Source organism: Myroides sp. NP-2 (assembly GCF_014145665.1).
Lineage (GTDB): Bacteria > Bacteroidota > Bacteroidia > Flavobacteriales > Flavobacteriaceae > Flavobacterium.
In genome coordinates this window covers 24,974-45,579 of the sequence record NZ_JACHTD010000014.1, presented here as the reverse complement: position 1 = coordinate 45,579, position 20,606 = coordinate 24,974, and the positions used below count along the sequence as shown (strand labels likewise).

The 20,606-nt window shown below is 38.6% G+C and carries 16 protein-coding genes and 2 tRNA genes; 13 read left to right on the top strand and 5 right to left on the bottom strand.

Translation table 11 applies throughout. The features are described 5' to 3' along the window. Nucleotides 1-7: 7 nt before the first annotated feature. Genes H4K35_RS13150 through H4K35_RS13140 form a run of 3 tightly spaced genes read left to right on the top strand, consistent with a single transcriptional unit; the run spans nucleotide 8 to nucleotide 2,811 of the window. Nucleotides 8-553: a CopD family protein gene (locus H4K35_RS13150; protein ID WP_182628420.1), complete on the top strand. Its 546-nt coding sequence runs from the start codon at nucleotides 8-10 to the stop codon at nucleotides 551-553. Next, nucleotides 550-2,019 (top strand): PAS domain-containing sensor histidine kinase, encoded by a 1,470-nt coding sequence (locus H4K35_RS13145; RefSeq protein WP_182628419.1) that lies wholly within the window; start codon nucleotides 550-552, stop codon nucleotides 2,017-2,019. The genes H4K35_RS13150 and H4K35_RS13145 overlap by 4 nt, the downstream gene beginning before the upstream one ends. A gap of 12 nt (nucleotides 2,020-2,031) precedes the next feature. After that, nucleotides 2,032-2,811 (top strand): enoyl-CoA hydratase/isomerase family protein, encoded by a 780-nt coding sequence (locus H4K35_RS13140; RefSeq protein ID WP_182628418.1) that lies wholly within the window; start codon nucleotides 2,032-2,034, stop codon nucleotides 2,809-2,811. Between the two features lie 87 nt (nucleotides 2,812-2,898). On the opposite strand, the gene H4K35_RS13135 is transcribed toward H4K35_RS13140, so the two are convergent. Both H4K35_RS13135 and H4K35_RS13130 read right to left on the bottom strand, forming a co-directional pair. Next, nucleotides 2,899-2,969: transfer RNA gene (locus H4K35_RS13135), tRNA-Gln, on the bottom strand. A 259-nt stretch (nucleotides 2,970-3,228) separates the two neighbouring features. Next, nucleotides 3,229-3,299 (bottom strand) — tRNA-Gln (locus tag H4K35_RS13130). Between the two features lie 176 nt (nucleotides 3,300-3,475). On the opposite strand from H4K35_RS13130, the gene H4K35_RS13125 reads away from it, so the two are divergent. From H4K35_RS13125 to H4K35_RS13080, 10 genes are all read left to right on the top strand, one after another. Then, entirely contained in the window at nucleotides 3,476-6,712 is a 3,237-nt protein-coding gene (locus H4K35_RS13125) for a DUF2723 domain-containing protein (protein WP_182628417.1), read from the top strand. 136 nt (nucleotides 6,713-6,848) lie between these two features. After that, entirely contained in the window at nucleotides 6,849-7,892 is a 1,044-nt protein-coding gene (gene thiL, locus H4K35_RS13120) for a thiamine-phosphate kinase (RefSeq protein ID WP_182628416.1), read from the top strand. Nucleotides 7,893-8,035: 143 nt separating this feature from the next. After that, nucleotides 8,036-8,416: a hypothetical protein gene (locus H4K35_RS13115; RefSeq protein WP_182628415.1), complete on the top strand. Its 381-nt coding sequence runs from the start codon at nucleotides 8,036-8,038 to the stop codon at nucleotides 8,414-8,416. Between the two features lie 187 nt (nucleotides 8,417-8,603). Then, on the top strand, nucleotides 8,604-8,981 hold the full coding sequence (locus H4K35_RS13110; RefSeq protein ID WP_286467229.1) for a hypothetical protein: 378 nt from the start codon (nucleotides 8,604-8,606) through the stop codon (nucleotides 8,979-8,981). 223 nt (nucleotides 8,982-9,204) lie between these two features. After that, on the top strand, nucleotides 9,205-13,563 hold the full coding sequence (locus tag H4K35_RS13105; protein WP_182628414.1) for a CusA/CzcA family heavy metal efflux RND transporter: 4,359 nt from the start codon (nucleotides 9,205-9,207) through the stop codon (nucleotides 13,561-13,563). A gap of 4 nt (nucleotides 13,564-13,567) precedes the next feature. Further along, entirely contained in the window at nucleotides 13,568-14,731 is a 1,164-nt protein-coding gene (locus H4K35_RS13100; protein ID WP_182628413.1) for an efflux RND transporter periplasmic adaptor subunit, read from the top strand. A 238-nt stretch (nucleotides 14,732-14,969) separates the two neighbouring features. Next, on the top strand, nucleotides 14,970-15,716 hold the full coding sequence (blaTUS, locus tag H4K35_RS13095; protein ID WP_182628412.1) for a TUS family subclass B1 metallo-beta-lactamase: 747 nt from the start codon (nucleotides 14,970-14,972) through the stop codon (nucleotides 15,714-15,716). An 85-nt stretch (nucleotides 15,717-15,801) separates the two neighbouring features. Next, complete coding sequence (locus H4K35_RS13090) at nucleotides 15,802-17,346, top strand: glycine--tRNA ligase (RefSeq protein ID WP_182628411.1); 1,545 nt, start codon at nucleotides 15,802-15,804, stop codon at nucleotides 17,344-17,346. Between the two features lie 214 nt (nucleotides 17,347-17,560). Beyond that, complete coding sequence (locus H4K35_RS13085) at nucleotides 17,561-18,430, top strand: hypothetical protein (protein ID WP_182628410.1); 870 nt, start codon at nucleotides 17,561-17,563, stop codon at nucleotides 18,428-18,430. Nucleotides 18,431-18,588: 158 nt separating this feature from the next. Continuing rightward, complete coding sequence (locus H4K35_RS13080; protein ID WP_182628409.1) at nucleotides 18,589-19,164, top strand: YceI family protein; 576 nt, start codon at nucleotides 18,589-18,591, stop codon at nucleotides 19,162-19,164. Between the two features lie 53 nt (nucleotides 19,165-19,217). Here H4K35_RS13080 and H4K35_RS13075 read toward each other — a convergent pair whose 3' ends face one another. The 3 genes from H4K35_RS13075 to H4K35_RS13065 form a co-directional block, all read right to left on the bottom strand. Further along, nucleotides 19,218-19,850 carry an NAD(P)H-binding protein gene (locus H4K35_RS13075; protein WP_182628408.1) on the bottom strand — a complete coding sequence of 211 codons (633 nt, stop codon included), beginning with the start codon at nucleotides 19,848-19,850 and terminating at the stop codon, nucleotides 19,218-19,220. 105 nt (nucleotides 19,851-19,955) lie between these two features. Next, the gene (locus H4K35_RS13070) at nucleotides 19,956-20,330 is read right to left on the bottom strand and encodes a YchJ family protein (protein ID WP_182628407.1); all 375 of its coding nucleotides are present in this window, start codon (nucleotides 20,328-20,330) and stop codon (nucleotides 19,956-19,958) included. A gap of 4 nt (nucleotides 20,331-20,334) precedes the next feature. Beyond that, on the bottom strand, nucleotides 20,335-20,526 hold the full coding sequence (locus H4K35_RS13065) for a hypothetical protein (protein WP_182628406.1): 192 nt from the start codon (nucleotides 20,524-20,526) through the stop codon (nucleotides 20,335-20,337). Nucleotides 20,527-20,606: the final 80 nt, after the last annotated feature.

Below are 20,606 nucleotides of genomic sequence, written 5' to 3'. Positions count from 1 at the left end.
CAACGCTATGGCCTATCTATATTTAAAAGCACTACACGTTATATTTGTTGTCTGTTGGTTTGCAGGCTTATTCTACATTGTTCGCCTCTTTGTATATTACGTAGAGGCGAATGAAAAACCACAGTTGGAACAGGATATTCTCAAAAAACAATACCGCCTGATGACCAATCGCCTTTGGAACATCATCACCTGGCCTGCTGCTGTTCTAACGCTGGTTTTTGGAATTTCCCTTTTTGTGCTAAATCCCCTTCTGCTACAACAACCCTGGATGCACGTAAAATTGCTGTTCGTCATACTTTTAATTGCTTATCACCTAAAGTGTCATCAGTTTGTCAAACAAATCAATCGCAATACTTTAACGAAAACATCTTCCTTCTTTCGACTATGGAATGAAGGAGCAACAATTATTTTATTTTCTGTTGTTTTTTTAGTATTTTTAAAGAATGCTTTCAACTGGATATTCGGTGTAGTCGGATTAATTGCTTTGGCTATATTGTTAATGCTAGGTATTAAGCTTTACAAAGGAAGACGTCAACGCAATATGAATGAATGAAAGACAAGTTTTTTATCAAAAGTTTCTCTCTACAAAATAGAATATTTTTCTCGTTAATCTTTTTAAGCATCATATCTTCCATATTGATCTCTGCCGTTTCCGTGTATCAATTTAAGGAAGAAGCACGTACGTACCATCAGTATCGACTCGAGCGAAAAGAAAGCTCAATCACAGAAAACATCAATTATATTTTAACGACAACCTCTTACCCCTTGAGCACGGAGAACTTACCGCTCATTTTTAAGGATAAGATACACGAGCTAGCCTCCATACACAATACAGAACTATATATACACGATCTAGACGGAAAATTACTACTGTCCTCTAAGGGGACTTTTTCCGTTGATAGCATACAGCCCAATGTACCCCTTATCATCTTAAAAACGATAAAATCCTCCCCCCACAAGCGCTTTGTCGATGCAGAGGAAATAGATGATGTGCGAATTCGAACGTCGTATCGCTATGTCAAGGATCAAAAATTTAAACCGCTGGGCATTGTCAAAATCCCCTATGCGGAAGAAACCGAATTTTACGAGAACGAAGTACACAATTTTATGTCGAAATTCGGACAGGTTTACATCATTATGCTCATCATGTCCATTGTCATATCATACTTTTTATCCAACTACATCACCCAGAGTTTAAACAAGTTAAGCGTTAAAATGACACGCACAAAACTCGGACAGAAAAATGAAAAGATTGAAGATATTTCGACGAGTAAGGAGATTTCGAATTTGATCAATGCGTATAATGATATGGTTGAGAAATTGGACGAGACGTATCAGCAGTTAGCGCAAAACGAACGCGAGCAAGCTTGGCGAGAAATGGCCAAACAAGTGGCTCACGAAATTAAAAATCCCCTTACCCCCATGCGATTAACCGTTCAGAGCTTTGAGCGAAAATTCGACCCTACCGACCCTGACATTAGCAGTAAACTCAAGGACTATTCTGCCGTACTCATTGGACAAATCGATACCATGTCCTCCGTGGCAACGGCTTTCTCAAGTTTTGCATCCATGCCGGCTCAGCAAAATGAAACCTTAGATATAATTAAAACCATTCGCATTTCTTTGGATATATTTACAGAGGATTTTATTTATTTCGAACACGAAGAAGATGAAATTATCGCTCTAATTGATCAGACACAACTTATCCGTATTATTACTAACTTAGTAAAAAATGCGATTCAGGCCATTCCTGATAGCAATCCGAGTCCGATAGTTCGCGTTAAAGCGTATCAAGATGGCGAAAACATCATCATTTCGGTCACGGACAATGGAACGGGAGTTTCCATAGCAGACAAGACGAGGATCTTTGAACCGAAGTTTACCACCAAATCAAGCGGAATGGGACTTGGTCTGGGGATTATAAAAAATATTGTAGAAAATTATAAAGGAACCATTACCTTTGAAACAGAAGCTGGTAAGGGAACTACTTTTACTGTAACTTTGCCACTGACCAAATAAAATTTGAGAATTATGGAATATGAAAATATTTTAATTGAAACGGATGACCATATATCGGTCATAACGATTAACAGACCTACAAAGTTAAATGCATTAAACAAACCCACTATTGAGGAATTACACCGCGCTTTGCTTCAACTTGAGGAAGACAAAAGTGTACGCGTAGTCATCATCACAGGAAGTGGTGAAAAAGCTTTTGTTGCAGGGGCTGATATTAAAGAATTTTCTAGCTTCAATGTAAGTGAAGGCTCGCAATTAGCAGCCAAAGGACAAGAATTGCTATTTGATTACGCTCAAAACTATTCAAAACCCATCATTGCTGCTATCAACGGATTTGCCTTAGGAGGTGGATTAGAATTAGCGATGGCTTGTCATTTTAGAGTAGCTTCTACGAATGCTAAAATGGGATTACCTGAAGTAACCCTAGGGTTAATTCCGGGCTATGGAGGAACCCAGCGTTTGCCTCAATTAATAGGCAAAGGACGCGCAATGGAACTTATCATGACAGCGGAGATGATCAATGCGGCAAAAGCATTGGAATACGGTTTAGTAAACCACGTGGTAGAGCAAGCGGAGCTATTAGCCTTCACTAAAGGGATTGCCCAAAAAATCTCTAACAACTCAATCACCGCAATTTCCAAAGCCATAAAATCTGTCAATGCGAACTTCAAAGACGGCACAAATGGCTATCACGAAGAAATTAAACACTTTGGTGAGTGTTTCAATACCACAGATTTCACAGAAGGAACTACGGCCTTCTTAGAAAAGAGAAAACCAAATTTTAAAGGATAAGAAAAAAAGGTTGGAAGTGAGATTCCAACCTTTTTTATTTACACACAAGGTCATAAAAAAAGCTCCTTGAAATTCAAGGAGCTCTTGTTGGCCTACTAGGACTCGAACCTAGAACGACTGAACCAAAATCAGCTGTGTTACCATTACACCATAGGCCAGTACCACTTTGCGTTCAAAAGTAATTTACTTCTGTAATGCGGATGCAAAAGTAGCATTATTTCTATACTTACCAAAGATTTTGACAAGAATAATAACCTCCAAAAACCGCCCCCTAATACAACCCATTAATAATCAATTGAAAACAAGGTAAATTTTAACATATTTATTTTTACTCGCTTGATCCCCTATTGCTCTCTACAGGTAATATTCGTCATTTATTTCGAAAAAAAAAGCTCCTTGAAATTCAAGGAGCTCTTGTTGGCCTACTAGGACTCGAACCTAGAACGACTGAACCAAAATCAGCTGTGTTACCATTACACCATAGGCCAGTACCACTTTGCGTTCAAAAGTAGTAACTACTTCTGCATTGCGGAGGCAAAAGTAACACTTTTTTTATATTATCCAAAAACAAAATGCAAAATTATTTTTTTTTAATGTGATACGTATCTAATAAAAAAAGACTTTCTTTGTATATAATGATTAAAAATACCTAGAATATTCTTATATGTTAACATTCAACTACAAAAAGTGGAATATAATCGGTGGATGGCTATGCTTCCTCGTTGCGTTAATCACTTATACTTTAACCGTAGAACCTACTGTTAGTTTCTGGGATCCAGGAGAATACATTGCAACTTCAGCGAAACTCGAAGTAGGTCACCCTCCAGGGGCTCCATTTTACCAAATGTTAGGCGCTTTGTTTTCGCTATTTGCTATTTCGACAGAACACATTGCCCTAGCAGTGAATATGGTAGCCGTTTTTTCAAGTGCATTTACAATCCTCTTTATGTTTTGGTCAATGACCAATATCTTAAAGAAAATGGTTAGAAAAACGTCTGAATGGAATACCTCTAATGCAATTGCCGTTCTAGGTAGCGCTGCAATTGGATCGTTAGCCTTTAGTTTTACTGACAGTTTTTGGTTTAACGCTGTAGAATCAGAGGTTTATGCTTCTGCAATGTTCTTAACATCCCTCCTTCTTTATTTAGGATTGAGATGGGTGGATGACTTGGATCAACCTAGAGGGAATCGTTGGTTACTTCTCATTGGCCTAGTTGCAGGATGTTCTTTTGGTGTCCATTTGATGGCCCTTCTGTCCATTCCTTCCATTTGTTTGCTGTACTACTTTAAAAAATATGAAAAGGTAACCATTAAGAACTTTATCATTGGTAACATTGCAGCTGTTGCCGCCTTGTTTTTCTTATTTGCCTTTTTCTTCCCTAAGCTTTTAGCTTTCTTTGGAAAAACTGAAATATTTGCCGTTAATACACTTGGACTTCCTTTTAATAGCGGAACCATCCTCGCTTTTTTACTATTAATCGGCGCTACAGTATTTGGGCTGCGCTATACGCGTAAAAAAGGACACACCAAAGCCAATACGCTCATTCTCACCTTAGTTTTCGTTTGTGTGGGATTAAGTGCTTGGATGATGTTGCCTATTCGCGCCAATGCCAACGTAACCATTAATGAAAACAGACCTTCAGATGCAGCTGAGTTATTGGCTTATTACCAAAGAGAACAATACGGAGATGAGAGCATCTATTACGATTCATACTTTACAAAAGCTTATGTAGGCTTAGATGCGAACAACCCCTATAAAGATCAGCAACCCAACTATGAAAGAGACTACAAAACAGGAAAATACGTTGTAGTTAACGAATGGAAAAATGCAGGACAAAACTTTGATGAGAGACACAAAGGCTTTTTACCGCGCATGTGGAGTACTGATAAAAACCACCGCATTAACTATATGCGTTATTCCAAACCGCTGAATTTCAACTTAGCACAAGGGTATACCAATAATGAAAACTTGGTATATATGGAGCGAGCAGTAAAACAAAAACTGGCAAGTGGTGAGTTTGGTATAGAAGAATTAGACAATTACTTGAGCAAATACGGCCAAGCTTTAGATATTGAAGTGCCTACTTTTTCAGATAATATGTCGTTTATGTTTACCTACCAATTTGGGTATATGTATTGGAGATATTTGATGTGGAACTTCGTAGGTCGCCAGGACGACATACAAGGTCAGGGTGATTTAGAACACGGAAACTGGTTGAGCGGCATTAAATTTTTAGACGAAATTCGCTTGGGTTCTCAAGATAACCTTCCTACAGATGTGTTAGAAAACAAAGGAAGAAATACGTATTTCTTCTTGCCTTTTATTTTAGGTGTTATTGGAATTGTATTCAATTACCGCAAGGATCCAAAAATGTTCTGGGTGCTTTTAGTCCTCTTCTTATTCACGAGTTTAGCGTTAAAAGTATTCTTAAACGAACGTCCATTTGAACCGCGAGAACGCGACTATGCCGTTGTACCTTCCTTCTATATTTTTGCCATGTGGCTTGGATTTGGCGTGTACTCTATCTATGAAGGATTGAGCAAATACCTCAACCCAAAACTAGCCAATGCCCTAGTATTATCTGTATGTACTTTAGCGGCACCTGTCCTATTGGCACAACAAAATTGGAATGATCACGATCGTTCAAATCGCTATACTGCATTAGCTAATGCACGTGCTTACTTAGATTCATGTGATCCAAATGCTATTATTTTTACCATTGGAGACAATGATACCTTCCCGCTGTGGTACCTTCAAGAGATTGAAGGCTATCGAACAGACGTACGCGTGGTATGTACGAGTTTACTGACCCAAGACTGGTATATCGACCAAATGAAAGCAAAGGCTTACGATTCTGAACCGCTTCCAATTAAATTTACACACGATCAATATGTAGGGAATAAGCGAGATATTACCGTAATTAACCCTACTTCAGAAGAACGATACGATCTATCCTTTTTGTTAGATGTCGTGCGAACAGATGATCAACGAACGAAAAAACTAACCGAAGCAGGAACAACCCTATACTTGTTCCCAACAGACAAAGCATACCTACCTGTGGACCGCGAAATTATCGCGAAAAACAATATTGTATCGCCTTACCTCATGGATCAGGTAGTTCCTCATGTAGAAATTGACATTACAGATCAAGCGATTTACAAACATCGCTTAATCATGTTAGACATTATTGCCAACAATAACTGGGAACGTCCAGTTTATTTCTCTGGAGGTAGTTTCAACAATGACGATTTTGCTTGGATGAAAGATTACTTGCAACTACAAGGTTTGATCTATAAATTAGTTCCAATTAAATCTGAAGGAAAAAATGCACATCCACTTGACTTGGGTATGATTGATTCAGAACGCATGTACAAAACGGTAAAATCATGGTACTGGGGGAATATGGGTAGTGATAAAATCTATCACGATCCACAAACGCGCAGAAATTCATTGAATTATCGCGTTAATTTGAGCCGCCTAGCAGAACAGTTAATTGAGGAAGGCAAAAACGATAAAGCAAAAGAAATCCTGGATATTGCGATGATTAATATGCCTATTAAGTACTTTGGCTACTATCAAATGGTTATCCCATTTGTAGAATGCTACTACAAAATAGGTGAAACGGCTTTGGCGCAAAAATATGCCAAAGAACTAGCGCAAAAATCAAACGAGAAATTGTTTTACTACAAAAACCTTTCGTTAGAAGAGCAAAATTACAATGCCTATGAAATTCTTTCAGAATTAAATATCTGGAGACACTTGGTTGAAATTGTTGATACAGAAGACAAGCAAACTAATTTTGTCAATGAATATAAAAACGATTTTAATTCATACTTTACGCACTTTAACTACTTGTTTAAAAAATATCAAGGAGAAGAAGACGAAGAGTATGTAGAATAAAAAATAGCATACCCTCAGCAAAACAGCCTTTATTACTCTATAAAGGCTGTTTTTTTTTACCCTGTGAACAAGCAAACAATTCGAGAGTTCACCATTGAATTTTTAGTAACTTTGTCCTTCAAAAGGAAAACACAATATGATTGAAAATAAAAATCAAAGCAAAACAGATTTAGAGCAATTGGGTGAATTTGGTTTAATTCAGCATTTAACGAAAGACTTCTCTATCACACAACCTTCTACATTAAAGGGAATTGGAGACGACGCTGCTGTACTTGACTTTGCAGCAGATAAAGTGGTTGTATCAACCGATTTACTCATTGAAGGTGTACATTTTGATTTGGCTTATGCTCCGTTAAAACACTTGGGGTATAAAGCCATTGTAGTCAATCTATCAGATATCTGTGCTATGAATGCCATTCCCACTCAGGTAACCGTTTCCATCGCCGTTTCTAATCGCTTTCCCTTAGAGGCTTTAGAAGAGCTATACGAAGGGATTGCACTGGCTTGTAATTATTATAAAGTAGATCTAATTGGCGGTGACACTACTTCTTCTCAAAAAGGATTGATCATCAGCGTAACTGCTGTCGGTCAAGCCAAAGCAGAAGAACTTGTCTATAGAGATCAAGCCCAAGACAACGACCTAGTAGTGCTCACTGGAGACATTGGAGGCGCTTATATGGGATTACAAGTATTGGAGAGAGAAAAACAAGTATACCTGGTAAATCCAAATAACCAACCCGACTTGTCTACCTATGACTACATCATCGAAAGACAACTAAAACCAGAAGCTCGCACAGACATCAAACAGCTTTTGGCGGAGCTAGAAGTTCAACCAACGAGTATGATTGACGTATCTGATGGCCTTTCCTCAGAAATTATGCACCTGTGTACCCAATCAAAAGTTGGCTGTAACCTGTTTGAAGACAAATTGCCGCTAGATCCTCAGTTTATCAATACATGTGAAGAATTCAATATAGACGCAACGACCATTGCCATTAACGGTGGAGAAGACTATGAATTGTTGTTCACCATCAAAATGGAGGATTATGACAAAATTAAAGGAAATCCAAACTTAACCGTGATCGGTCATATGACACCAGCAAGTGAAGGAATCCACCTCATCACAAGGGACAATACTAAAATTCCAATCAAAGCAAAAGGATGGAATGCATTACAATAACGAAAAAACTGGCTTTCAGCCAGTTTTTTTTTGCTTTATTTTGGCTACTACTCAACACACATTAACTTGATCTGTATAAAAAAATAACTTTTGTTTACGAATATTTAATAAATTAACGTAAATTTGAGTTAAAACACCTTACTATGGATACAAATCATCAAGAAGAAAATCAAGAGCAACGCGTAGCATCTACACCCGTTCAACAAAAAGAAGTCGTTACCCCTCCAGCCAATCCAGGCTATCAAAATTTTCCACCACCGCTACAGGCAAACGCAGAGAAAAACAATATAGGACTAACAGGGTTTATCTTGTCTATTGTCGCTATCGTAATCTCATTAGTGCCCATAGTGGGTTGGCTGTGTTGGTTATTGGGATTAATCTTATCCATCATTGGCGTATTTAAAAAACCACGTGGATTTGCCATTGCAGGTTTAGTGATTTCTTTAATTGGACTCATTATCATGTTCGTTGTACTGGGGGTATTAGGCACTGCAATTGCGGTAGCGGCAGCATCAGAAATGTAAGAAAACCGTTTAATATACTGAAAAGCAGAACCTTGAGTTCTGCTTTTTTTGTGTTATACAAACATTAAATTTTCATTAGAATTGTGGTAGTAGTTATTTGGATTATAAACAAATTAGTATCTTGCGCACACCTATACGGAAAAGAATACTTAATTTTGTATCAACTAATACACACTAAACAAGCGTCGTGAAAAGAAAACTAGCCCTGTTTTTTATGTTTGCGTTTCTTATTTCAACAACTGAATTTGGTCAGCTGTTGAAGTTTCCATTGCTTGTTGAGCATTATGTTGAGCACAAAGGGGCAAATCCCAATTTGAGTATATGGGGGTTTTTACAAATCCACTATGACAATAACCACAAAGAAGACGGAGATCCAACAGATGAGAAGCTGCCTTTTGTTTCCCACGCTCCTATTATTCATCTTGTGGCAACACCCCCACCAACCATACTTAAAATCGATCGTGTCAAAATTCCAACAAACAATACCCCAGTGGAAAGCGATCACGATACCGTTTTTGAAAGTAGTTTCCTATCCTCTATTTGGCAACCGCCGAAATTTTGTTAGTACATATTGATTTTTTTATCGTCCAACCTATGTCTTCATAGTTTGAACGGTTCTATCGTATTTATGTATCAACTCAATAGCTACTGCAACTAGACTTAGCCCTATACTACAAAATATAGCACTATTTTCCTCTAAATCGTTCACTTTTTAGAGGGAAACACACTTGCTATATCGCTTATGTATTGGCTTATATGCTGTAGATTTTGAGATTAACTCTTACTTTATGTTAAACAAAATTATAGCGTATTCTGTAAAGAATAAGCTCATCATCGGCTTAATGGTACTAGGCCTCATCGGTGTTGGACTATTTCAAATGACGAAATTACCCATCGATGCAGTACCGGACATCACAGATAACCAAGTACAAATAATCACAGTAGCTCCAAACTATGGGGCTACGGATATAGAACGATTAGTTACGTTCCCTATTGAACAAGCCAACAGCAATATTCCAGGTATGAAAAGCATACGAAGTTTTTCGCGTTTTGGCTTGTCTTTAATCACGATTGTTTTTGAAGAAGACGTCGATATATATTGGGCACGACAACAAGTGGGCGAACGCTTACAACAAGTGCAAAACGACATTCCTAAGGAAGTAGGTCAACCAGAACTAGGTCCTATTTCTACTGGATTAGGCGAGATTTATCAATATGTTGTACGCCCAGAGAAGGGGTATGAACAACAGTATAATCTCACCGAATTGAGATCCATTCAGGACTGGATAGTTCGACGCCAGTTAATTGCTGTAAAAGGAGTAGCTGAAGTCAGTAGTTTTGGTGGAAAGCTCAAACAATACGAAATAGCCATTGATCCCAACCGTTTAGATGCAGCTGGTTTGACTATTACGGCTGTATTTGAAGCATTGAATCAAAATAACGAAAACACTGGGGGTGCCTATATTGAGAAAGGCCCGACTGTTTTATACATTCGCTCCGAGGGGTTGATTGGCAGTATTGAAGACATTGAGAATATTGCTATTCCCACGAAAGACAAAGAATTTCCAGTACTGATACGCGACATCGCTAAGGTTCAACTCGGACATGCAACGCGCTATGGTGCGATGACCTATAATGATCAAGGGGAAGTGGCAGGAGGAATTGTCCTGATGTTGAAAGGAGAAAACAGCAATAACGTCATTCAAGACGTCAAAGATCGCGTAGCAGAAATACAGCAATCCTTGCCCAAAGGTGTGGTAATTGAGCCCTTTCTCGATCGCACAAAAATGGTAAACAACGCCATTGGAACTGTTGAAACCAACCTGTTGGAAGGAGCATTAATTGTAGTACTTGTACTCGTGCTTTTCTTGGGTAATTTCCGCGCAGGACTTTTGGTTGCTTCTATTATTCCCTTAGCGATGCTATTTGCCATCTGCATGATGAATCTATTTGGCGTTAGTGGCAATTTAATGAGCCTAGGGGCCTTAGACTTCGGGTTAATTATCGATGGGGCTGTCATTATTGTAGAGGCCGTACTCCATCAATTCAGCCACAACAATAAATTCAAAGAGAAAGTCTTGCTCAAACAGGAAGAGATGAATCAAACGGTGGTACAATCTGCCTCTAAAATGATGAATAGCGCTGTATTTGGTCAGATAATTATTCTTATCGTTTACATTCCCATCCTAACGTTACAAGGTATTGAAGGAAAGATGTTCAAGCCCATGGCACAAACAGTTGCTTTTGCCTTGCTCGGCGCCTTTTTACTCTCGTTAACCTATGTTCCCATGATGAGTGCGCTCATCCTAAGTAGAAAAGTGAATAATACACCCAATTTTTCCGATCGTTTGATGGCGAAGTTGGAAAAAATATACCAAAAGGCTTTGGTCAAAGTTTTGGAGATCCCCAAGACCATCTATACTGTTGTTGTCCTCCTTTTTGCCAGTGCACTATACATCTTGTCCACACTAGGAGGCGAATTCATTCCTTCTTTAGAAGAGGGGGATTTTGCGGTGGACACCAAGGTATTAAACGGCAGTAACCTAACAACGACGATTGAAAGTACCCAAAAAGCGGTTCACATCCTTATCACGCAATTTCCGGAAGTGGAAAAAGTAGTAACTAAAATCGGAAATAGCGAAGTGCCGACTGATCCAATGCCTATGGAAGCAGGTGACATGATGGTGATCTTAAAAGACAAAAAAGAATGGACTTCAGCTACGACATTCCCAGAGTTAGCGGAAAAAATGACACAGGCCTTGGAGGAAGTTCCCGGCATTACTGTTGGATTTCAATTTCCAGTGCAAATGCGTTTCAATGAATTGATGACAGGTGCACGACAAGACGTTGTGGTAAAAGTATTTGGCGATAACTTAGATACGCTAGCCGCTACAGCTAGCCAAATTGGACAAATTATCAACACCATTCCTGGTGCGGTAAACTTATATGTGGAACCCATCACAGGAATGCCTCAACTGCTGATTGAATACGATCGTACGGCTATTGCTCGTCATCATTTGTCGATAGGAGACATCAACCGCATTGTCAATACATCTTTGGCAGGACAAAGCGCAGGGGTGGTCTATGAAGGAGAAAATAGGTTTGATTTGGTGGTTCGCATGGAGGAAAAAAACAAAAAAGACATCCAACAGATCCGAAACATTCTAATTCCAACACCCGCAGGCATTCAAGTTCCGTTGAATCAACTAGCTACTGTGGAAATCAAAGAAGGACCAAACCAAATTCAACGTGAAAATGCACAGCGTCGTATATTCGTTGGGTTCAATGTAAAAGGGCGAGATGTTCAAAGTATTGTGGAAGAACTACAGCAAAAAGTAGAAGCGAAGATTACGTTGCCTACGGGCTACCGCATAACCTATGGTGGACAGTTTGAGAATTTAAACGAAGCCAAAGAACGCTTAGCTATTGCTGTGCCACTAGCCTTAGTACTCATCTTTGTTTTACTTTTCTTTGCTTTTAAAGACATCAAAGAATGTTTGATGATTTTTACGGCCATTCCCCTATCTATTATCGGAGGAGTCTTTTTATTAGCCTTGCGCGGAATGCCTTTTAGTATCAGTGCAGGTGTTGGTTTTATTGCGTTATTTGGCGTCGCCGTTCTCAATGGCATTGTATTGATCGCCGAATTCAACCGCCTGAGAAAATCGGGCAATACCAACATCGTTTACATTGTGGTACGTGGTGCAAAAAGTCGTTTGCGCCCCGTATTAATGACTGCTTCGGTTGCTTCCTTTGGGTTTCTACCCATGGCGTTGAGCAATGGCGCAGGTGCAGAAGTACAACGTCCATTAGCGACAGTTGTTATTGGAGGATTAATTCTAGCCACTTTTTTAACTTTATTTATTTTGCCTTTACTCTATATTACTTTTGAACAAAAGCTAAATTTTTCACTCTTTAAAAAGAAGAAAACTAGCGCATTTACAGCCATTACTTGCCTACTATTAACCGCAACAAGTCCTGGGTTTGCCCAAACGCCTATCGGTTTAGCTGACGCCTTGAATCAGGCTGAAACAAACAACAAAACAATTCGAACCGAACACTTGCGAACCGCTTTTGCCAAAGCGTTTATTCACACCGCTACCGATATTCCACAAACGACAGTTTCAGGTGAATTTGGACAAATCAATGGCCCTTATACTGACAATAAATTTTCGTTGAGCCAGGAAATCGCATTTCCAACAGTGTACAGCAAACAAAAAAACCTATACACCAAAGCGTGGCAAAAGAGCATTTTTGACCTAGCACTTAAAACCAATGAAGTGAAACGAGAAGTGACACAAAATTTTTATGACTATTTCTATTGGAGTGAAAAAGAAGAACTCCTTCACCAAGCAGATAGTCTATATACAAGCTTTTACGCGAAAGCTAGGTTGCGCTTCACCAAGGGAGAAAGTACTATTTTAGAACAAACAACAGCCAAGAATCAACTAATTAAGATTCAAATGCAACTTGCCGAGGTCACGCATGCAAAGAGCCTCGCCCAACTACAATTGAAATACCTATTAAACACAGAGGAGGACCTCCTGCCCACAGCAACCTCTAAAAAATTAGATTTGCAAACGCTAGAACAGCATCTCAACGATAATATTCAGGTAAAAATAGCCGAACAGAACAAGGAATTAGCAATCGCCCAAACCAAACTTGAGCGATCGAAGCTTTTACCTACCCTACAGCTGGCTTACAACAACAGTAGTTTCATGGGATTGGCTGCCAATGACATGTACTACGATCGAAAAGATCGCTTTCACGCATTCCAAGTTGGACTAACCTTGCCTTTATTTGATTTTGGCCAAAAAGGTAGAATACGCGCTTCCAAACAAGCAGAAAAAATAGCAGAAGCGGAAGTAGAGCTCACCCAACAAAATATACAAAACCGTTATCAACAATTGTTGATAACCCTTGACAGTAGTCAACAAATATTGACAAGTTATGAACAACAAGCCCCAAAAGGAGCAACTGTGATCATGCAAACAGCGGAATTACAATTTATCAACGGAGAAATTAATTACTTGGAATACGTACTCCTAACCAATCAAGCATTAGAGTTATTGAGTAACTATTTCGATGCACTCAAAGCCTATAACGACACCGTAATCCAAATCAACTACCTAACTTCAAATAACTAAAATCATGTTTACACCACATAAAATAAACCTGCGCTTCTCACTCCTTGTGCTGCTACTGTTACCGATGTTGCTTTTTACCCAATGTAAAGGGGAGACGACTCAAAGAGAAGAACTAGACGTACAAGAAGAAACAGACCTTGTACAACTAACCGATGCACAATTGAAACACGTAGACCTACAGACTACGCGACTACAAGATCACCGCATTGCTACAGTTTTAAAACTAAATGGAAAGATTGATGTTCCTCCTCAAAATTTAATTTCCATTACCAATCCCCTTGGAGGTTATGTCAAGCAAACCCAGTTAATGCCGGGGATGCAAATTAAAAAAGGGCAACAAATTGCCTTGATGGAAGATCCGCGATATATTGAGTTACAACAGAATTACTTGATCGCCAAAGACAAATTTCAATTTGCACAGCTGGACTATCAACGTCAGAAAGAATTAAATGCTAGTCAAGCTAGCAGCGACAAGGTTATGCAACAAGCTCAAGCAGAGATGAATGCACAGCGCATTACCATGAATGCACTAGGTCAACAATTGAGTTTGATCAACATCAATCCCCATACGCTGACGTCGAACAACATCAGTAAAACCATAGCAATTTATAGCCCAATCAACGGTTTTGTGAGCAATACCTATGTCAACATTGGAAAATATGTCACTCCTTCCGATGTGCTCTTTGAGCTCATTGACCCCTCGGATATCCACTTAAACCTAAAAGTGTATGAAAAAGATCTCGATAAATTAGAAGTAGGTCAGCGTGTATTAAGTTATACCAACGGCGATCCGGCAAAAAAATACGAAGGCGAAATTGTATTAATTAGCATGGATGTCAATGCAGAAGGAACATCAGAAGTACACTGTCATTTTGAGAATGTTGAAAAAAACTTAGTACCGGGCATGTATATGAATGCAGAAATTGATACGCATTCGGCACAAACCAAAGCACTACCTGAAGAAAGTGTAGTATATTTTGAAGCCAAACACTTTGTCTTTATCGAAGTGAGCAAACAAACCTATCAACTCGTTCCGGTAGAAATTGGAGAAACTGAAAATGGGTTTACGGCTATTCTTCATGCAGAAGCATTAACCCATAAAACCATTGTTTCAAAAGGAGCTTATACCTTGCTCATGAAATTGAGAAATACAGAAGAAGAAGAATAAAAAAAGGTCCAGCAAATTGCTGGACCTTTTTTTAAGATTTAATACATTAAATGATCTAAATTTCACTCAAAAATGCTTTTGCTGCAGTTTCAAATCTTAAACGATTTTCTTATTTTTGTTCTCATAAGACACTTACGCACGAAAACACCGCCTTGTTGGTTATTTTTTGTACTCTCTTATCCATTACCCAAAACAAGGAATAAACTATATTTTTCTATTTCTAATTTAAGTTCCATTCATGTACCACTACTTTAGCAGTTTATTTGTACTGATTTTCTCTACTTTGGTCTATCCTCAATCGGATAAATTAAAAATTGAGCCGCTTAACGATCATATGTATGTCTATACGACTTACCAAGTATTTCAAGGCGTCGAATATTCTTCCAATGCTTTATATGTAGTGACGGATGAAGGAGTAATTCTCATTGATACCCCTTGGGATAAAGATCAGTACGTCCCTTTAGTAGAACACATCAGACGTGAACATAACAAAGAAATAAAATGGGTCATTACCACCCACTTCCACGAAGATCGTTCGGGTGGGCTTGATTATTTCAATAAAGCTGGAGCAGAAACCTATACTTATGCTTTGACCAACGAAATCTTAAAACAGCGCAATGAACCACAAGCGACTTTTACTTTTGGTTCAACAAAGCAGTTCAACTTGGGCAAAGAAAAAATAGAGGTATATTTCTTGGGAGAAGGTCATAGTAAAGATAATACGGTGGTTTGGTTTCCAGAAGAAGCGATTTTATACGGTGGTTGTTTGATTAAAAGTGCAGAGGCAACGACTATCGGCAATATCGTCGATGGCAATGTAGAGGCTTGGCCTACGACAATCAAAGCCGTAAAACGCAAATTCAAAAAGGCCAAAGTGATTATTCCAGGGCATGATGCTTGGAATCAATCCGGTCATCTTGAAAATACAGCCCGTATCTTATCGGCTTATCAGGTACAAAAAATAAAGAACAACAAGCAATTATAATATAAACCAAAAAACTTAAGATTATTAACAGCAAATAGCTTGAAGTGAAGTTTTTAATCTTAAAGTCTTTTATTACTTTTGCAGTATGGCAAAACAAGATGATATTTTTAAGAATGTTATTTCGCACGCAAAGGAGTATGGATATATTTTTCCATCAAGCGAAATATACGATGGTTTGAGTGCAGTATATGACTATGCTCAAAACGGTGTAGAATTAAAGAGAAATATTAGAGAGTACTGGTGGAAATCCATGGTACAAATGCACGAAAATATTGTAGGAATTGATGCCTCAATCTTTATGCATCCAACCACTTGGAAGGCTTCAGGTCACGTTGATGCATTCAATGACCCTTTAATTGACAATAAAGACAGTAAAAAAAGATATAGAGCAGATGTTTTAATTGAAGACTACTGTGAAAAATTACACCAAAAAGCATTAAAAGAGATTGAAAAAGCGAAAAAACGCTTTGGTGAATCTTTTGATGAAGCGCAATTTGTCGCTACCAATCCACGTGTTGTAGAGTACTACGCAAAGAAAAAAGAGATTCTAGCGCGTATGGCTCACGGGTTAGATACTGGAGATTTGGCTGATGTTAAAGCACTTATCGAAGAGTTGGAAATTGCAGATCCCGATACAGGTTCTAAAAACTGGACGGAAGTGCGCCAATTCAACTTGATGTTCGGTACAAAACTAGGAGCTTCTGCCGATACAGCGATGGATTTATACTTACGTCCTGAAACGGCTCAAGGTATTTTTGTTAACTTCTTAAACGTTCAAAAAACAGGACGTATGAAAATTCCTTTTGGAATTGCACAAACTGGAAAAGCTTTCCGTAATGAGATCGTTGCGCGTCAGTTTATCTTCCGTATGCGCGAATTTGAACAAATGGAAATGCAATTCTTCGTCAAACCAGGAGAGGAAATGAAGTATTACCAATACTGGAAAGACACGCGTTTAAAATGGCATTTATCTTTAGGTATGGGAGCGGAAAACTACCGCTACCACGACCACGAAAAACTGGCACATTACGCCAATGCAGCTACAGATATCGAATTTAACTTCCCATTCGGATTTAAAGAATTAGAAGGAATTCACTCGCGTACTGATTTCGACTTAAAAGCACACGAACAATTCTCTGGTAAGAAATTGCAGTTCTTCGACAACGAAACCAACTCCTCTTATGTTCCTTATGTAGTAGAAACATCGGTAGGATTGGATCGAATGTTCTTATCTGTTTTCTCTAAATCCCTACAAGAAGAAACATTAGAAGACGGAACAACGAGAACGGTATTAAAATTACCAGCTGTATTAGCACCGACAAAAGCTGCTATTTTCCCCTTGGTAAAAAAAGATGGTTTACCAGAAATTGCGCAAGCAATTATTGAAGATTTGAAATGGGATTTCAATGTTGCCTATGATGAAAAAGACGCTGTAGGTCGTCGTTACCGTCGTGCAGATGCTTTGGGGACTCCTTTCTGTATTACGGTGGATCACCAAACATTAGAAGACAAAACAGTGACCATCCGTCACCGTGATACGATGAAACAAGATCGCGTGGCAATTGCCGATCTTCGAAACATCATCAATGAAGAGGTTTCCATGAAAAACTGGTTAAAAAAAATGATCTAATAATTTAGATTCAACCTATATGAGAGGGTATCCAAAAGGATGCCCTCTTTTTTTTGTCGCTAAAGTGTATAGTATTTCCTTCATCGAGAAACATCCATAAAAAAATGTCTTATTACTCCACTTAACTTAATAAATACATTTTTTTTAAATCAATATGGATAAACTATTAATAAATTTTAATAAATTTACAATAATTAACACTTTTAGATTGACCATGAGAAAAAATATACTATATGCCTTACTCCTCTCACTAACCTTAGGTTCCTGTGGAGAAAAAATGGACGATGCCAACTACATGACAACAGCATTCCTAGCTCAACCAACACCCCCTGCAACAGAAGGTCCTCTTCGCCTACTATTTGTAGGGAACAGTCACACCGAATACTTTGCTAGTTTCCCCAAAATGCTCGAAGCCTTAGCCAAGTCGAACAACAAGTCCTTGGAAGTAATGAAATTAGTTGACATGGGAGTGAGTATAGATCAAATTCTCGTCGCCAATCAAGAAGAAGTGGATAACTTATTCAGTGCTACCGATACAGATGGCAACTATTTTGATTTTTTAATCTTACAAGAATCCACTCCTGTGGTGATTCAAGAATTGACCAATTACCAGGCTAATGTAAAAAGCGTACACGATTTGATCACAGCCAATAGTCCTGGCGTAGCTACTTATATTTATGGTCTAACGGCTCCTTTTGACTACCATGACCCGGATTATAGCATGTACCAATCGATCTTACAAGAAAATGGCGTCATTGTGGCACAATCAACACCGAATACTGGCTATCTCAATTTCGCTGGCGTATTAGGCGCGGCATATCGCGGAAAAGAGGGGTATGTAGCTCTCGTTGATGGGAAAGACCAATTGCGCTTCACAGATAGTTCGCACCATATGTTGAACGATGCTGTATTTATAAACAGCCTTGTCTTATACAAAACGCTCTTTGGAGAAATGCCTGAAATACCACAACAATTGCCTTTGAGTACAGGAACGGGAGACAAAGACATTATCCAAATGATGGATGTGGCAACGGGAATTAGTAATCCCAACGCTCTGATAAAAATTGCTGCAAATTTTAAATAAACCGATTACACAACAAGTAAAAACAGGCAAATGCCTGCTTTTACTTTGTTTACGTAAAGGTATAGCCTCTAAGGGGGGCTTTCTTAATGTAGGTTAAGTACCTATCTCACACAAGGTTAGTATCTTTGTATCATTGATAATCAAAAAACACAATTTATATGAAAAAAATAGCTTTATTCGTTGTAGCTGCCTTATTTTCAGTTACTTCATTCGCTCAAACGAAATGGAATGTCGATCCGATGCACTCTTTCTTGAATTTCTCAGTTAAACACTTGGGCATTTCTTTTGTCGACGGTCGATTAGACAAATACGAGGGTACATTTGTAGGAAACCCAGAGGAATTGACGAAAGGGGCCTTTCATTTTACGGTTGATTTAAACAGTATCAACACTAGTGTAGAAATGCGTGACAACCACTTAAAGTCAGCTGACTTTTTTGATGCGGCTAATTATCCTACAATGAAATTCGAGAGTACCTCTATCAAAAAAACAGGAAAAGACAAATACGAACTAACAGGAAATCTAACGATTAAAAAAACGACCAAACCAGTTACCTTCCAATTAAACTATGGTGGTTTATTGGCTGATGATGGCAATGGAAATACAAAAATAGGTTTTCAGGCAAAAACAACTATCAACCGTTTCGACTACGATGTTGCTTATGATCCAACAGGACAAGCGATTGGAAAAAACGTTGATATTACTGTAAACTTAGAATTCAGTAAGGCTAACTAATCCTTTATAATACCTTCAAACGAAAAAGGCTTGCACTAGTGGCAAGCCTTTTTTTATATTTCTTCATTGTCAATCACAACGAGATTATACGCTACATGTTGGGCGGCAGCTTCGCGAATTCGAGCTGCCACCCTAGATACGGGTACAGGTTTATACGCTTTAAACAATCCGATTCGATTGAGCCAGGTCAAGATCTTTACTCCCCACTCTTCGCCTTTTCTGTCGGAATGAGGGCGAATAAGTGAACTAGGACGAATGATAATAATCCGATTAAAATGCAATTGTGCAATTGCTTGTTCAATGCGCCCTTTGAGATACAAATAAAACACTTTGCTGCGATAATTAGCTCCCATAGAAGAAACCAACACGAATGTATGTACGGATTTAGCTTTACAATACTTGGCAAATTGCACAACATAGTCATAGTCCACACGCCATTGGTTTTTTTTGCTTCCTGCTAGCTTTTTGGTCGTTCCCAAACAACTAAAAGCGATATCGCCATCGATTAAATGATGCCACTCATCCATTTTCTCAAAATCTACAACATGACAAATCAACTTGGGATGTTGAATATCCCAAGAGCGTCTCACAAAGATTTCGACAAAATTATAGCGATCATCACACAGCAATTGACGCACTAATACTTTTCCAACGGCTCCAGTAGCCCCAATTATTACAGCTCTCATACTAGTAATTTACAAAAAAAAACAAAGCAACAACACTCTTTTTCAGTTGATTTTCTTCTGATAGCATAGGAAGAGGCATTGATCCTGTCTGCCAAAAATAGCTATTTACTCTTCAAATGTGCCCGATACATAGTATAACTTTCCGCCTAAAGCTTCAAAAGTAGAGTGCTCATAATGACGATGTTCCGTCCCAGTTTGATCTTTAAAAAAAGCAAAAAAAGTAACCGTTGTTGTGGTTGCTTCTTCTATATTTAATCCCAACCATTGATTTTCTTTCGCCCACTGTAGGATTGATTTTTTACTGTACAAATGGCGGGTTCTCGGATGCGTGGTATCTATCAAATACGCGGCATTAGCAAGGACATAAGCCGTATACCTAGATCGCATTAACGCTTCGGCTGTTTGGGGGTATTTTTCTCCTTTTACAAAGGGCAAGCAACAATTCGCTGCTTCTTGTTCACTTCCACAAGGACAACTCATCTTCTTAGGGTTTAATTTTTTCTTGGAGATCTTCTACAATCTTTTGCATTTTCGCCAAGCGAACCAGAGCTTCATCCGCTGTTTCAACATCCATCATGCGCTGTAATTGTTTCTTAATTTCAACAGCAAAGACTTCGGCTACGGCATAGTCCCCTTTCTCTATCAACTGCATCAATTCAAGTATTGCTTTCTCCATATTTTTTCTACTTATTTCGTATAGGCTACAAAGATATCGGTTGCATTGATTTAAACTGGCTTTTTATTTGCGTTATTTTC